The organism is Streptomyces naganishii JCM 4654 (genome assembly GCF_014650575.1).
GTDB classification, from domain to species: Bacteria; Actinomycetota; Actinomycetes; order Streptomycetales; family Streptomycetaceae; genus Streptomyces; species Streptomyces naganishii.
This window is the reverse complement of the sequence record NZ_BMVF01000008.1, coordinates 137978-151701: the sequence shown is the minus strand read 5'-3', so window position 1 is coordinate 151701 and position 13724 is coordinate 137978. Positions and strand designations below refer to the sequence as shown.

Sequence of the window (13724 nt, the reverse complement as noted above, 5' to 3'; positions counted from 1 at the left end):
GCAGACGTGCCCTCCATGAACGAACTCGTACGCCAGCACACCGCACTCGACGACTCCGACCTCGAGTGGCTCCACCTGCTGGTCTCGGAGTGGCAGCTGCTCTCCGACCTCTCCTTCGCCGACCTGGTCCTGTGGGTCCCCACCCGCGACGGCACCCGGTACGTCTCGGTCGCCCAGATGCGGCCCAACACCGGCCCGACCTCCTACCAGGACGATATGGTCGGCCACCTCGTCCCGCGCGGCCGCCGGCCCATGCTGGACGCCGCGCTCGACGAGGGCCGCATCGTGCGCGAGGGCGACCCGGAGTGGCGCGAGGAGGTCCCGGTCCGCGTCGAGTCCATCCCGGTGCGGCGCGAAGGGCGGGTGCTCGGAGTCATCGCGCGCAACACCAACCTGCTGACCGTGCGCACCCCGAGCCGGCTGGAGCTGACGTACCTCCAGAGCGCTTCGGACCTGGCGCAGATGATCGCGGCGGGCTCCTTCCCCTTCCCGGACCAGCAGGTCGACATGGACGCCTCGCCGCGCGTCGGCGACGGACTGATCCGGCTGGACGTGGACGGCATCGTGCAGTACGCCTCCCCGAACGCGCTGTCGGCCTACCACCGCCTCGGTCTCGCCGCCGATCTCGTCGGCCACCACCTCGGCCGGACCACCGCAGAACTCGCCCCGACCAAGGGCCCGGTGGACGAGGCCCTGGTGAAGCTGGCCAGCGGCTGGGCCCCGCGCGAGTTCGAGATCGAGGCGCACGACGGGGTCATCCAGTTCCGGGCCATCCCCCTCAAACCCAAGGGCACCCGCATCGGTTCACTGGTCCTGCTCCGGGACGTCACCGAACTGCGCCGCCGCGAGCGGGAATTGATCACCAAGGACGCGACGATCCGGGAGATCCACCACCGGGTCAAGAACAACCTCCAGACGGTGGCCGCGCTGCTCCGGCTCCAGGCCCGGCGCATCGAATCGGAACGCGGCCGGGAGGCGCTGGAGGAGGCGGTGCGGCGGGTCGGCTCGATCGCCATCGTGCATGAGACGCTGTCTCAGAACCTGGATGAGCGGGTGGAGTTCGACGAGATCGCCGACCGGGTGCTCGCGATGGTCGCCGAGATCTCCCCGGGCAAGGTGACCGGCCGGCGCAGCGGCCGCTTCGGCATCCTGGACGCCGAGGTCGCCACCCCGCTGTCCATGGTGCTCACCGAGATCCTTCAGAACGCCCTCGAACACGGCTTCCGTGAGGGCGACACGGGCGCCGTGGAGGTCTCCGCGGTGCGCGGCGGCAGCTCGCGCGAGGCGCGTCTGCTCGTCACCGTCCAGGACGACGGCGTCGGCCTGCCCGACGGCTTCGACCCGCACCGCTCCGGCAACCTGGGCCTGCAGATCGTCCGCACCCTGGTGGAGGGGGAGTTGGGCGGCAGCTTCGACATGGTCCCGGCGCCCGGGCGCGGCACGCGCGTGATCCTCGACATTCCGGTACGGGCGAACAAGTAGCCGCGGCACGGCAAAGAGCCCCGGACCGTTGGCGGTCCGGGGCTAGTCGCTCGTTGATACTGCGCGCTGCGGCTCGGGGGCGGGAGATGCGTACTCGCTGTACGCGCCGCCAAGCTCAGGCTGTCAGCGGGATGGCTGTGGTCAGGCGGAGGCCTGACGGGCCCGGTTGCGGGCGGCGCGGCGCTTCATCGCGCGGCGCTCGTCCTCGCTGAGACCACCCCAGACGCCGGAGTCCTGACCGGACTCGAGCGCCCACTGCAGGCACTGCTCCACAACCGGGCAGCGACGGCAGACGGCCTTGGCTTCCTCGATCTGCAGCAGCGCAGGACCGGTGTTGCCGATGGGGAAGAAGAGCTCGGGGTCTTCCTCGCGGCAAACGGCGTTGTGACGCCAGTCCATGGCTGCTACCTCTCCTTGGTATTACATTCAGCTTGCTTGTGAATGTGAACGCTTTCACGAATCCCTCAACAAGGGAAGGGCCTACCGTCAGGTTCCCTGACGTGGTCCTGTGAGTTGAAGAGGGGTTTCGGTGATCTCACGAGCCCGTGTGGTGGGCCGTCCCGATCGCCACGTAGAGACTCGCAAACCTCAGCGGCGGATACAACCCCTTCCGAAAAGTTTTTTTTGATTCCTCGGTGTCGACTAGGTCACAGCCGTACTTCCATGGGGTGGATCCTGGCCTAAACGTTCGAGTGAAAGGACTTTGGCCCGTTCCGCTCACACAATCACACGCAGTGCACGGCGTACGCCTGTGAACGTCACGCTCGTACGCAGCCCCAGGTGGTCACCGTCCATCTGGAGGGGGAGCGGGACCTTCGAATGCAAGGTGAAGCCGCTCAGGTCGTGGAGTGAAACGGCATGCCTGCCCTGGGGGCCGCGCTCCGGGGACGAAGTGAGCAACTGGGTGCCATACCGGGCAACCGCGGCCGTGGACAGGCGGCTGAGACCGAGTACGTCGAGCCCCGTGTCGAACGAGGCCTTAGGCGACGTGTACATCGGGCGATTGCCGAGATACGTCCACGGCGAGGTGTTCGACACTATGGCCACCACCAGATCGGCGACCGGGTCCTCGCCGGGCCGCTCCAGTGTGATCGCCCCGTGCCGGCGGCTCGGCTCGCCGAGGAACTGGCGGATCACCTGCCGTACGTAGAGGGCGTGCGTGGACTTCTTGCCGCGCTCGCGCTGCTGCTCCACCCGGCCGACCACGCCCGCGTCGAAACCGAGCCCGGCATTGAAGGTGAACCAGCGCTCGGGGACCGCCGCGTCCTCGGAGCCCGGGGTGCCGCAGGCGAGGCCCAGGCCGACCGTGCGCTCGCTGCCGTCGCGCAGCGCGTCGAGGATCGCGCCGGTGGCCTCGACGGCGTCGTTGGGCAGACCCAGGGCGCGGGCGAAGACATTGGTGGAGCCGCCGGGGACCACGGCGAGGCGGGGCAGCCGCTCGGGGTCCGGGCCGCGGTGCAGCAGGCCGTTGACGACCTCGTTGACGGTGCCGTCGCCGCCCAGGGCCACCACCAGGCCGACGTCGTCGCTGTCCGCGGCCTGCCTGCCCAGGTCGCGGGCGTGGCCGCGGTACTCGGTGGTGATCGCCTCCAGCTTCATCTCGCTGGCGAGCGCGTGGATCAGGACGTCACGCGTACGTGCGCTTGTGGTGGTAGCCGCCGGATTGACCACGAGAAGTGCACGCATGGGGTGCAGCGTACCTACTGGGCGGTACTCGGCCCATAGCGAGGTAGGGATCCGGTAAGAGCCACGGGCGTGAGCCTGGACACGGCCCCGGGCTCCCCGAGGGCTACCCTTCTGGGGTGAGCAGCAAGCAGAACCCCACCCCCGAGACCACGGCCGCCACCGCCGCGGACGCCGACACGGACACGGGCCCCGCCGGACCGCGCCCGCGCCGCCTGACGTACGCGGCCGTGCTGTCCGCGCTGGAGGGGCTCGCCCTGGTCGCCGGCGGGGTCTGGATGCTCGTCCTCGGCGTGACGCGTGACGGCGGTGACCGGCAGCAGGCCGTCACCGGAGGGATCACCGTCCTGGTGCTCGCGCTGCTGCCGCTGCTGGCCGCGCGCGGGCTGCTGCTGCGGCGCGGCTGGAGCCGCGGCCCCGCGGTCATCACGCAGATCATGGCGCTTCCCGTCGCCTACAGCCTGCTCCAGGCCGACAGCGTGGCCGTCTGGGCCGGCGTCGCGCTCGCGGTGGTGGCCGTGGCGGGGCTGGTCCTGCTGGTGAACCCGGCGACGACCCGGGCCCTCGGCATCAAGGGACCGGGCCGCGCCCGGGAGACCGAGCGGCAGTAGCCGTACGACCCCTGCCCGCCCGTTTCCGGCTACTCCTCCACCAGGAGCTTCTCCCGCAGCTGGGCCAGGGTGCGGGCCAGCAGCCGGGAGACGTGCATCTGGGAGATGCCGACCTCCTGCGCGATCTGCGACTGGGTCATGTTGCCGAAGAAACGCAGCAGCAGGATGCGCTTCTCGCGCGGCGGGAGGTCCTCCAGCAGCGGCTTGAGCGACTCGCGGTACTCCACGCCCTCCAGCGCCTCGTCCTCGGCGCCCAGGGTGTCGGCGACCGCCGGGGACTCGTCGTCGGTGTCGGGGACGTCCAGGGACAGCGTGGAGTAGGCGTTGGCCGACTCCAGGCCCTCCAGGACCTCCTCCTCGGAGATGGCGAGCTTCTCGGCGAGCTCGTGCACCGTGGGGGAGCGGCCGTGCAGCTGGGACAGCTCGGCGGTCGCCGTGGTGAGCGCGAGCCGCAGCTCCTGCAGCCGGCGCGGCACGCGCACCGCCCAGCCCTTGTCCCGGAAGTGCCGCTTGATCTCACCGACGACCGTCGGGGTCGCGTACGTCGAGAACTCGACCCCGCGGTCCGGGTCGAACCGGTCCACCGACTTGATCAGGCCGATGGTGGCGACCTGGGTCAGGTCGTCCAGCGGCTCGCCGCGGTTGCGGAAGCGGCGCGCGAGGTGCTCGACGAGCGGCAGGTGCATGCGGACCAGCTGGTTGCGCAGCTCCGCGTACTGCGGGCTGCCCTCCTTCAGCGCGCGCAGTTCGACGAACATCGCGCGTGCGCCGCTGCGGTCGTGCGGCGCGCCGTGCGCACCGTGCGCGTTCGGCGCGCTGTGCGTGTTCGGCACGGAGTGCGCGTCGTCCTCGGAGTTCCGCTCGTGCTCGCTCATCGTCCCGCCCGTTGCCCTTCCCCGAGTCCTCGCCTCCTCCCCCACCCTCGGCCCGCGAGTGGGAGGGCCCCCCTGGCCGGCGGAGCCCTCGCTCCGCGCCGGTGGAGGCGTGACCTGCACGGCGTCGTCCTGCTCCGGCGGCCCCTGGTCCGGCGGGACGTGGCTGAGCGGCCCGTCCTCCGGATGGGGCCTCGCCTGCTCGGGGATCCCGTCGATGCCGCCCGCCGCGCGCCCGGACGCGGCCGGGCCTCCCGGGCCGCCCTCGCCCGGGCTCGCGGCCCCGTCCGCGCGGGACGCCGTCCCGCGCTCGGCCGGCAGCTCCCGTGTGCCGCGCTCTTCGTCCCGCACCGGCCCGTCCCCGTTCCTCACGCCGGCCCGGGTCCCGCGCCGCGCTGTTTGTAGAGACTGATCGAAACGGTCTTGTCCTCGTCCACGGCGGAGGAGACCTTGCCCGCGAGGGCCGACAGCACGGTCCAGGCGAACGTGTCGCGGGAAGGCGCGTGACCGTCGGTGGTCGGGGCCGACACGGTGACCTCGAGCGAGTCGTCGACGAGCCGGAAGACGCAGCTGAGCACCGAGCCCGGCACGGCCTGCTGGAGCAGGATCGCGCAGGCCTCGTCGACCGCGATGCGCAGGTCCTCGATCTCGTCGAGGGTGAAGTCCAAACGGGCCGCGAGGCCGGCCGTGGCCGTCCGCAGCACCGACAGGTAGGCACCCGCAGCCGGCAGCCGGACCTCCACGAAGTCCTGGTTCGCCGCGGGCTCGCCTGCGATCTGGGACACCCTCACCTCCAAGGTGGTACAAGCATTCTCAGGGCCGAGGGTCGCCCCTCGGGGGTAACGCCCTACGTGGTTCAGCGGTGACGCTACCGCGCTCTCGGCATTCCTGTCCCGGGACCCCGACCCTTGCCGTCACTCATAGTAAAGCTGCGGATACGCTCCGTGGCTAGAGGTTCTGCGGGCCCAAATGGGAACAGCGCGCGCCGGGTTGACGTACCCAGACGTCAGACGGTCGAACCGTCCCCGGCGCCGGTCACACGAGTACGTGATCCACGAAGCACCAACGCCAGTCCTCACCGGGCTCGAAGGTCTGCATCACCGGGTGGCCGGTGTCCTTGTGGTGCTTGGTCGCGTGCTGACTCGGGGAGGAGTCGCAGCATGCGACGTGGCCACAGGTGAGACACAGGCGGAGCTGCACCGGGTTCGTGCCCTCCGCCAGGCACTCCAGGCACGTCTCGCTCTGGGGTCCGGGCTCCGGACGCGGCAGCGCGCCTGCGTGCATGCACTGTTTCATGATTGCCAGGTTACGACGGGCTCGCGGGTGGCCGCGTGGAAAAAGCGGGCGGGCGGGAAACGATGGCCGGTCGAGAGACGATGGGTGGGCGAGGACCATGGACGTGATGCCGCTGCTGTTGCTGGTGGCGGGCAGTGCGGCGGTGGCGGGGGCCGCCCGGCGCACCCCGGTGCCGGCGCCTCTCCTGCTGGTCGCCGCCGGGCTGGCCGTCTCCTACCTCCCCGGCGTGCCCGACTACACCCTCGACCCCGGAGTGGTCCTGCCCCTGCTGCTGCCCCCGCTGCTCTACACCTCGGCCGTCGACAGCTCCTACCTGGACCTGCGCGCGCAGCTGCGGCCGGTGGCGCTGCTCTCGGTCGGCTACGTGCTCTTCGCGACCGTCGCGGTCGGCTGGGTCGCCTATCTGATCGTCCCAGGGCTGCCGCTCACGGCGGCCCTGGTGCTGGGCGCGGTGGTGGCGCCGCCGGACGCGGTCGCGGCCACGGCGGTCGCCCGCCGGGTCGGTCTGCCCTCGCGCATCACCACCATCCTCCAGGGGGAGTCCCTGCTCAACGACGCCACCGCGATCACCGCCTTCAAGGTGGCCCTGGCCGCGGCGGTCGGCGAGGGGGCGACCTGGGCGGGAGGGGTGCGCGAGTTCCTGGTCGCGGCGGTCGGCGGCGTCGGGATCGGGCTGGTGCTCATGGCGCCGATCCACTGGCTGCGCACCCACCTGCACGAGGCGCTGCTGCAGAACACGCTCTCCCTGCTGATCCCCTTCGTCGCCTACGGCGTCGCCGAGCAGCTGCACGCCTCCGGTGTCCTCGCGGTCGTCACGGTCGCCCTCTACCTCGGACACCGCGCGTGGGAGGTCGACTTCGCCACCCGGCTGCAGGAGGAGGCCGTGTGGAAGATGGTGGCGTTCGTGCTGGAGTCCTCGGTGTTCGCCCTCATCGGGCTGCAGCTGCAGTTCGTGCTCAAGGGGCTCGGGCGGAACCAGGGCGCCGCGGCCGCCTGGTACGCGATCGCCGTCTTCCTGGCGGTCGTCGCCGTCCGGTTCGTGTGGGTGTACCCGTCCGCCTTCCTGCCGCGGCTGCTGTTCCGGGGCGTCCGGGAGCGCGAGGAGAGCCCCACCTGGAGGGGTGCGATGGTCACCGCGTGGGCCGGGATGCGGGGCGTGGTGTCACTGGCCATCGCCTTCTCCATCCCGGTCACCACGCACGACGGCGCCCCCTTCCCGCAGCGCAACCTGCTGCTCTTCCTGACCTTCACGACCGTCATCGGGACGCTGGTCGTCCAGGGACTCACCCTGCCCCCGCTGATCCGTGTGCTGAAGTTCCCGGGCCGGGACGCCCAGGCCGTCACGCTCGCCGAGGCGAACGCCCAGGCACAGGCGTCACGGGCCGCCGAGCGGCGCCTGGAGGAACTGCTCACCGACGAGCGCAACACACTGCCCGAACCGCTCGCCGAGCGGCTCCGCGCGGTGCTGGAACGCCGCCGCAACGCCGTCTGGGAACGCCTGGGCCAGACCAACCCCGTCACCGGCGAGTCGGTCGACGACACCTACCGCCGGCTGTCCCGGGAGATGATCGGCGTCGAGCGCTCGGTCTTCGTACGGCTGAGGGACGGCCGCTACATCGACGACGAGATGCTCCGCACCCTGCTGCGCAGGCTGGACCTGGAGGAGGCGGCCGCCTACCGCGAGGCCGCCTGATCAGACGGGCTCGGGGAAGGGGCGGCCCGTGATCACCGCGGCGATCGTCGTCCCGCGCGGGAAGGCGCGCTCGCCGGCCAGGGCGACGAGCGCGTACAGCAGCTTGGCGACGTACAGGCGCTCGACGGGAACGCCGTGGCGGTCGGTGAAGTCCTCGGCGAAGGCGTGCAGTTCCGGGCTGGTGCGGGCGTAGCCGCCGAAGTGGAAGCGGTCGTCGAGCCACCAGGTGCCGCGGCGGGCGCCGAAGGCCTCTTCCTGCAGCCGCTCTATGCCGGCGGTCAGGAACCCGCCCTTGAGGACCGGTATGCCGAGGGCGCGCCTGCCCGGGGCCAGACCGGCGGCCAGCCCGGCGAGGGTGCCGCCGGTGCCGCAGGCCAGGGCGACGACGTCCGCCTGCTCGCCGGTCTCCTCGCCGAGGGCGGTGCAGCCGCGCACCGCGAGGGTGTTGCTGCCGCCCTCGGGCACGACGTACGCGTCCTCGGCCCCGGCCGCGCGCAGCAGTGCCGCGAGCGTCTCCGGCTCGCCCTTGCGGCGATATGTCGCGCGGTCCACGAAGCACAGCCGCATCCCGTCCGCCTCGCACCGGGCCAGGGAGGGGTTGAGCGGCCGGCCGGCGAGCTCGTGGCCGCGGACCACGCCGATGGTGGGCAGGCCGAGCAGGCGGCCCGCGGCGGCCGTGGCGCGCAGGTGGTTGGAGTAGGCGCCGCCGAAGGTGAGCACCGTCCGTCCGGCCGCGGCCTCGAGGTTCGGTGCGAGTTTGCGCCACTTGTTGCCGATCAGCTCCGGGTGGATCAGGTCGTCCCGCTTGAGCAGCAGCCGCAGCCCGCGCCGGGCGAACCGCTCGTCGTCCAGCTCCTGGACGGGGGACGGCAGAAGGGGGGAGAGGGCGGCGGGAGCGGACGCGGAGCCGGGGGTGGAGGGATCGGGCGCGGAGCCGGGGGCGGGGAAATGGTCCGCGGAGCCGGGACTGGAACCGGACGTGATGCCGGAGCCGGCACCGGATGTGATGCCGGAGCCGGGGTCGGAACCGGACGTGAGGCCGGGGACGGGGTGCCCGGTCGCCGTCGGAGCGGAGCCGGCCGGGCCGGGGGCTGCGGAGCTGGTCACCGGGCCATTGTCCCGCCGGTCGCGATCGTGGTCCCCATGTGTGCCCGGGGCCACGATGATCCATTCCCGCTCTTTCGTGTAATGGTACGAGCACGGTGCGTGATGGAACGCTGGTGCGTGCAATCGATGCCCGGCGCCGATCCGGCCGGGCATGAAACGGGAGGGCAAATCTCTATGTCGGTAGGCGAAGAGGTCCGCACGGAGCAGGGCCGGCCGCAGCAGAGCCTCGGCACCGCGGCCGCGCGGAACCTGGCCACCACGACCAAGTCCGTTCCCCAGATGCAGGAGATCAGCTCGCGCTGGCTGCTGCGCATGCTGCCCTGGGTCGACGTGCAGGGCGGCACGTACCGGGTGAACCGGCGGCTGACCTACGCGGTCGGCGACGGCCGCATCACGTTCGTGAAGACCGGCGACCGCGTCGAGGTCATCCCCGCGGAACTCGGCGAACTGCCCGCCCTGCGGGGCTACGAGGACGACGGAGTGCTCTCCGAGATCGCCCAGCGCTGCCGGCAGCGCGAGATCGGCGCCGGCCAGGTGATCGCCGCCTTCGGCAACCAGGCGGAGGAGGTGTACCTGCTCGCCCACGGCCGGGTCGAGAAGGTCGGCACCGGTCCCTACGGCGACGACCAGGTGCTCGGCTTCCTCGCCGACGGGGCGTACTTCGGCGAGCACGCGCTCCTCGACCCGGACGCCATCTGGGAGTACACGGCCCGCGCGGACACCGCGTGCACCGTGCTCATCCTGTCCCGTCACGACTTCGAGCAGGTCGCTGAGCGCGCCGAGTCCCTGCGCGCCCACCTCCAGCGGCAGCGCTCCATCCCCGAGCAGCGCACCAACAAGTTCGGCGAGAAGGCGGTGGACCTCGCCGCGGGCCACAGCGGCGAGCCGGACATCCCGCACACCTTCGTCGACTACGAGGCGAGGCCCCGTGAGTACGAGCTGAGCATCGCCCAGACCGTCCTGCGCATCCACTCGCGCGTGGCGGACCTCTACAACCAGCCGATGAACCAGACCGAGCAGCAGCTGCGGCTCACCGTCGAGGCGCTGAAGGAGCGCCAGGAGCACGAGCTGATCAACAACCGGGACTTCGGACTGCTGCACAACTGCGAGTACGACCAGCGGATCCAGCCGCACGACGGAGTGCCGAGCCCCGACGACATGGACGAGCTGCTCAGCCGGCGCCGCGGCACCAGGCTGTTCCTCGCCCATCCGCGCGCGATCGCCGCGTTCGGCCGTGAGCTCAACAAGCGGGGACTGGTCCCGGAGACCATCGACATGGGCGGCAACCGCATCCCCACCTGGCGGGGAGTGCCGCTCTTCCCGTGCAACAAGATCCCGGTGACGGAGGCCCGGACCAGCTCGATCATCGCGTTGCGTACCGGAGAGGAGGACCAGGGAGTCATCGGACTGCGCGCGAAGGGCATCCCGGACGAGATCGAGCCGAGCCTGTCCGTGCGCTTCATGGGCATCAACGAGCAGGCGATCATCAAGTACCTCGTCACCGCCTACTTCTCCGCGGCGGTGCTGGTGCCCGACGCGCTCGGTGTCCTGGAGAACATCGAGGTCGGCCGGTGGCGCTGACGTCGCTCGCTGCAGCACGGTGTCCCGGCCGGCCCGGCCGGGTACACCCGGGGGGTACGCGCCCGGACGCGGTGGCGTCGCCGCCGGCGCCCGGGGACTGCCCGAGGGGGATCGGATGGCCGAGATCATGACGGAGACGACGCAACACCCGCCCGATGTGCAGCGGCAGGCCGGTACGGGGCGGGGACCAGTGCCCGTCGCGCCGCTGCCCCGGCGCCCGCTCGGGGACGACGGCGGTGGCGCCGGGGGGACGGCGGAGGGGACCGCCGGGCGCACGGTCGAAGGCACGGCCGGGCGGGCAGCCGCAGGAGCGGCCGGAGGGACGGCCGAGAGAGCGGGCGAGGGGGTGGCCGAAGGGCAGGACGCCGCGGTGATCCTCGGGCGGTCCAGGGCCGCCGTCGAGCCCGAACTGCGGGCGGCGGTCACCTCACTGCCCGCGTCCATGCGGCGGATCGCCCGCTACCACTTCGGCTGGGAACACCCGGACGGCACCCCCGCCGCGGGGAACGCGGGCAAGGCGATCCGCCCGGCGCTGGTCCTGACCGCGGCCGCCGCACTCGGCGGGCCGGAGGCCAGGGCGGCGGCGGCCCGGGCGGCCGCGGCGGTGGAACTGGTCCACAACTTCACGCTGCTGCACGACGACGTGATGGACCGGGACGCCACCCGCCGGCACCGGCCCACCGCGTGGACGGTGTTCGGGGACGCCGAGGCCATCCTCGCCGGGGACGCCCTCCAGGCACTCGCCCTCGGGCTGCTGGCCGGGGACCCGCACCCGGCGTCCCGGGCGGCCGCCGCCCGGCTCGCCGCCTGCGTCGTGGAGCTGTGCGCGGGACAGCAGGCGGACACCGCCCTGGAGGCCCGCGCCCCCGACGAGGTCACCCTCGCCGAGGTGCTCGCCATGGCCGAGGCCAAGACCGGGGCGCTGCTCGGCTGCGCCTGCGCCATCGGCGCGCTGTACGCGGGGGCGGGGGAGGAGGAGGTCGAGGCGCTGGACGCGTTCGGCCGGCAGGCCGGGCTGGCCTTCCAGCTCATCGACGACGTGATCGGCATATGGGGCGACCCCGGCCGTACCGGCAAGCCGGCCGGCGCCGACCTCGCCGCCCGCAAGAAGTCCCTGCCGGTGGTCGCCGCGCTGACCTCCGGCACACCGGCCGCGACGGAACTCGCCGAGCTGTACGCCCGGCCCCACCAGGAAGGAGACGAGGACCGCGCCGCGCTGGCCGTGGAGCGGGCCGGGGGACGCGACTGGGCGCAGACCCAGGCGGCCGACCGCATGTCCCGGGCCCTGCACGACCTGTCCCGGGCCATCCCGGACCCCCGGGCCGCGGACGGACTGCTGGCGCTGGCGGAGTTCGTCACCCGGCGCACGGCCTGAGACCACGGCCCGGCACCGCCGAGCGTGACCGGCTCTTGAGGACTCTGGACCCCGGAGTCACCGGGCCCGTACGGCTCCTGACCCCGTACGGCCGCCGGGGCACCGGTTCGGCGGGTCCCGCACTGCCCCACGGTGTGCGGGGCCTGCCACCCCACCCGGTCCGCGCGGCCACCCAGTAGGCTCAACACCCGTACGGGGGCGGTCGGTTGAGGCGGAGGGGCATTGATGGGCGTGGGAATCCGGGCCGCAGGACCGGGCGACCGGGAGCTGGTCGTGCGGCTGCTGGACGAGGCATTCCAGGACGACCCGGTGAGCGGCTGGGTCTTCCCGGGTGAGGAGTACCGCCGTGCGACCCACCATCGGCTGATGGCCGCGTTCACCGACATCGTGCTGGCCGACGGACGGATCGACGTCACGGTGGACGGCGCGGCGTGCGCGCTGTGGCTGCCGGTGCCCGCCGGTGACCAGGAACAAGAAGGCGACGAAGGCGACGACGGGAAGGAGGACGACGGGACCGACGAGGCCGTGCGACTGCGCGAGGCCGTGGATCCCGCGAACGAGCGGGTGGAGGAGATAGCCCGGCTGATGGCCGAGGCGCACCCCGCCGGCCGTGCCCACGAGTACCTGTGGATGATCGGCGTGACGCCGGACCGGCAGGGCGACGGTCTGGGCAGCGCGCTCATCGAGCACGCCCTGCGGCGGTGCGACCGTGCGGGCCTGCCCGCGTATCTGGAGGCCAGCAGCGCCCGCAGCACCAAGCTGTACGAGCGCCTCGGCTTCGCCTTCACGGGAGCCACGCTCGACCTCCCGGACGGCGGCCCCCGGATGTGGCCGATGTGGCGGGAGCCCCGCTCGCGGGAAGCGGCGCAGCCGCGCTCGGCCTAGCCTGGAGGCATGGAGGGCCAGGAACACCGGTGCCCCGTCTGCGGGCAGCCGGTGGAGACAGTGGTCCGGCGGCGCAAGACGCTGGGCGCCTGGGTCCCCGTATGGGAGCCCGGACCGTGCCGGAACCCGCGCTGCGGGCCGGACACCGCCGCGGCGGCCGACCGGCCCGAGGAGCCGAGACGGACTCCGGACGCGACGCCGAACCCGGACACGGACCCAAGCGCGACACCGAGTCCGGACCCGACACCGACGCCGAGACCGGCGCCAAGCCAGGCACCGGCGCCGGGTCCCGGCGGACCACCGGTGCGGGGTCCGGACGCGGGGGCCTCGTCCGCGCGGACGCTCGGGGACGGTTAGCCCGCGTTCCCGGTCTTCGGGGGCAGGCCGCCCGTCTGCGGGTCGCGTGCCGTCAGGCAGTACAGGGCGCCCGCCGGGTCGCGCAGCACCGTCCAGTGGGGGTGGTCGGCGACATGGACGGCGCCGAGTTCCTCGTGGCGGGCGCGCGTCGCGGGGATGTCCGCGCAGGCCAGGTCCAGGTGGGCGGAGGCGGGCCGTTCCTCGTTCAGGCGCTGGACCAGGACGCGGACGGGCAGTCCGGGCGGCGGCGTGATGACGTGGAACTCCGGGAGGGAGCCGGGGCGTGACTCCCAGCCGTCCAGCAGCCGTGTCCAGAAGGCGACCTCGGCGTCGTGGGCCGAGGGCGGGACGTCGAGGCATACCTGGTCCAGGCGGCTGCCCCGGACGACGGGCGGGCGCGCGGACTCACCGTGCCAGGGCACCGCGCAGAACAACTGCCCGGCGGGCGAACGGAGTACGGCCCAGCCGTCGTGCCCGGCGTGCACCTCGGCACCCGTCCGCACCGCCGACGCCACGAACCCGTCCACGTCGTCGACGGCGAGGTCCAGGTGGGCGCCCGCCTTCTCGGAGGCGACGGCCTGGAGCTTCACGCACGGGTCGGGGCCGGCGCCCGCCGCGTCCCCGGACGGCAGCAGGGTGACGAACTCGCCGTGCTCGCCGCGTGGTTCGGACGCCCGGGTGCCCGTGACGGCGGTCCAGAACTCCCGGGCGCGGGCGAACCGCGCGGCGGGCCGGTCGGCGAAGACGTACGTCCAGCGGATGCTCATGGCGTGATCGTAGGG

Annotated in this window: 13 protein-coding genes; 6 read left to right on the top strand and 7 right to left on the bottom strand. The window is 72.6% G+C overall.

The features are described 5' to 3' along the window. Positions 1–15: 15 nt before the first annotated feature. Positions 16–1482 carry a PAS domain-containing sensor histidine kinase gene (locus IE217_RS16925; protein ID WP_190178852.1) on the top strand — a complete coding sequence of 489 codons (1467 nt, stop codon included), beginning with the start codon at positions 16–18 and terminating at the stop codon, positions 1480–1482. A 141-nt stretch (positions 1483–1623) separates the two neighbouring features. Here the strand turns inward: IE217_RS16925 and IE217_RS16920 are convergent, their stop codons facing one another. Further along, the gene (locus tag IE217_RS16920; RefSeq protein WP_040248489.1) at positions 1624–1881 is read right to left on the bottom strand and encodes a WhiB family transcriptional regulator; all 258 of its coding nucleotides are present in this window, start codon (positions 1879–1881) and stop codon (positions 1624–1626) included. Positions 1882–2199: 318 nt separating this feature from the next. After that, on the bottom strand, positions 2200–3168 hold the full coding sequence (locus IE217_RS16915) for a diacylglycerol/lipid kinase family protein (protein ID WP_190178696.1): 969 nt from the start codon (positions 3166–3168) through the stop codon (positions 2200–2202). Between the two features lie 116 nt (positions 3169–3284). Here IE217_RS16915 and IE217_RS16910 point away from each other — a divergent pair, with 116 nt between their 5' ends. Beyond that, positions 3285–3776 (top strand): hypothetical protein, encoded by a 492-nt coding sequence (locus IE217_RS16910; protein WP_190178695.1) that lies wholly within the window; start codon positions 3285–3287, stop codon positions 3774–3776. A 29-nt stretch (positions 3777–3805) separates the two neighbouring features. Here IE217_RS16910 and IE217_RS16905 read toward each other — a convergent pair whose 3' ends face one another. From IE217_RS16905 to IE217_RS16895, 3 genes are all read right to left on the bottom strand, one after another. After that, positions 3806–4999, bottom strand: coding sequence for an RNA polymerase sigma factor SigF (locus IE217_RS16905; protein ID WP_190178694.1), 1194 nt, complete (start codon positions 4997–4999; stop codon positions 3806–3808). 17 nt (positions 5000–5016) lie between these two features. Then, positions 5017–5433 (bottom strand): ATP-binding protein, encoded by a 417-nt coding sequence (locus tag IE217_RS16900; RefSeq protein ID WP_009190566.1) that lies wholly within the window; start codon positions 5431–5433, stop codon positions 5017–5019. Positions 5434–5683: 250 nt separating this feature from the next. Beyond that, a complete protein-coding gene (locus IE217_RS16895; protein ID WP_190178693.1) occupies positions 5684–5944 on the bottom strand; it encodes a UBP-type zinc finger domain-containing protein in 261 nt (86 codons plus the stop codon). Positions 5945–6041: 97 nt separating this feature from the next. Here IE217_RS16895 and IE217_RS16890 point away from each other — a divergent pair, with 97 nt between their 5' ends. Continuing rightward, the gene (locus IE217_RS16890) at positions 6042–7637 is read left to right on the top strand and encodes a Na+/H+ antiporter (protein WP_190178692.1); all 1596 of its coding nucleotides are present in this window, start codon (positions 6042–6044) and stop codon (positions 7635–7637) included. Here the strand turns inward: IE217_RS16890 and IE217_RS16885 are convergent, their stop codons facing one another. After that, complete coding sequence (locus IE217_RS16885; RefSeq protein WP_229865359.1) at positions 7638–8510, bottom strand: 1-aminocyclopropane-1-carboxylate deaminase/D-cysteine desulfhydrase; 873 nt, start codon at positions 8508–8510, stop codon at positions 7638–7640. A gap of 408 nt (positions 8511–8918) precedes the next feature. Here IE217_RS16885 and IE217_RS16880 point away from each other — a divergent pair, with 408 nt between their 5' ends. The 3 genes from IE217_RS16880 to IE217_RS16870 all read left to right on the top strand — a co-directional run bounded on the left by IE217_RS16880 (position 8919) and on the right by IE217_RS16870 (position 12585). Then, positions 8919–10325 carry a family 2B encapsulin nanocompartment shell protein gene (locus tag IE217_RS16880; RefSeq protein WP_190178691.1) on the top strand — a complete coding sequence of 469 codons (1407 nt, stop codon included), beginning with the start codon at positions 8919–8921 and terminating at the stop codon, positions 10323–10325. Between the two features lie 115 nt (positions 10326–10440). Next, positions 10441–11700, top strand: a complete 1260-nt coding sequence (locus tag IE217_RS16875) for a family 2 encapsulin nanocompartment cargo protein polyprenyl transferase (RefSeq protein ID WP_229865348.1) — start codon at positions 10441–10443, stop codon at positions 11698–11700. A gap of 225 nt (positions 11701–11925) precedes the next feature. Continuing rightward, positions 11926–12585: a GNAT family N-acetyltransferase gene (locus tag IE217_RS16870; protein ID WP_190178690.1), complete on the top strand. Its 660-nt coding sequence runs from the start codon at positions 11926–11928 to the stop codon at positions 12583–12585. Between the two features lie 353 nt (positions 12586–12938). Here IE217_RS16870 and IE217_RS16865 read toward each other — a convergent pair whose 3' ends face one another. Continuing rightward, positions 12939–13709: a VOC family protein gene (locus IE217_RS16865; RefSeq protein WP_190178689.1), complete on the bottom strand. Its 771-nt coding sequence runs from the start codon at positions 13707–13709 to the stop codon at positions 12939–12941. Between the last annotated feature and the right edge of the window lie 15 nt (positions 13710–13724).

What these genes read in the sequence shown, in the direction of transcription:
- IE217_RS16870 (WP_190178690.1), top strand. Translation starts at nt 11,926, where the DNA reads ATGGGCGTGGGAATCCGGGCCGCAGGACCGGGCGACCGGGAGCTGGTC.
- IE217_RS16925 (WP_190178852.1), top strand. Translation starts at nt 16, where the DNA reads ATGAACGAACTCGTACGCCAGCACACCGCACTCGACGACTCCGACCTC.
- IE217_RS16915 (WP_190178696.1), bottom strand. Translation starts at nt 3,168, where the DNA reads ATGCGTGCACTTCTCGTGGTCAATCCGGCGGCTACCACCACAAGCGCA.
- IE217_RS16895 (WP_190178693.1), bottom strand. Translation starts at nt 5,944, where the DNA reads ATGAAACAGTGCATGCACGCAGGCGCGCTGCCGCGTCCGGAGCCCGGA.
- IE217_RS16920 (WP_040248489.1), bottom strand. Translation starts at nt 1,881, where the DNA reads ATGGACTGGCGTCACAACGCCGTTTGCCGCGAGGAAGACCCCGAGCTC.
- IE217_RS16880 (WP_190178691.1), top strand. Translation starts at nt 8,919, where the DNA reads ATGTCGGTAGGCGAAGAGGTCCGCACGGAGCAGGGCCGGCCGCAGCAG.
- IE217_RS16865 (WP_190178689.1), bottom strand. Translation starts at nt 13,709, where the DNA reads ATGAGCATCCGCTGGACGTACGTCTTCGCCGACCGGCCCGCCGCGCGG.
- IE217_RS16890 (WP_190178692.1), top strand. Translation starts at nt 6,042, where the DNA reads ATGGACGTGATGCCGCTGCTGTTGCTGGTGGCGGGCAGTGCGGCGGTG.
- IE217_RS16875 (WP_229865348.1), top strand. Translation starts at nt 10,441, where the DNA reads ATGGCCGAGATCATGACGGAGACGACGCAACACCCGCCCGATGTGCAG.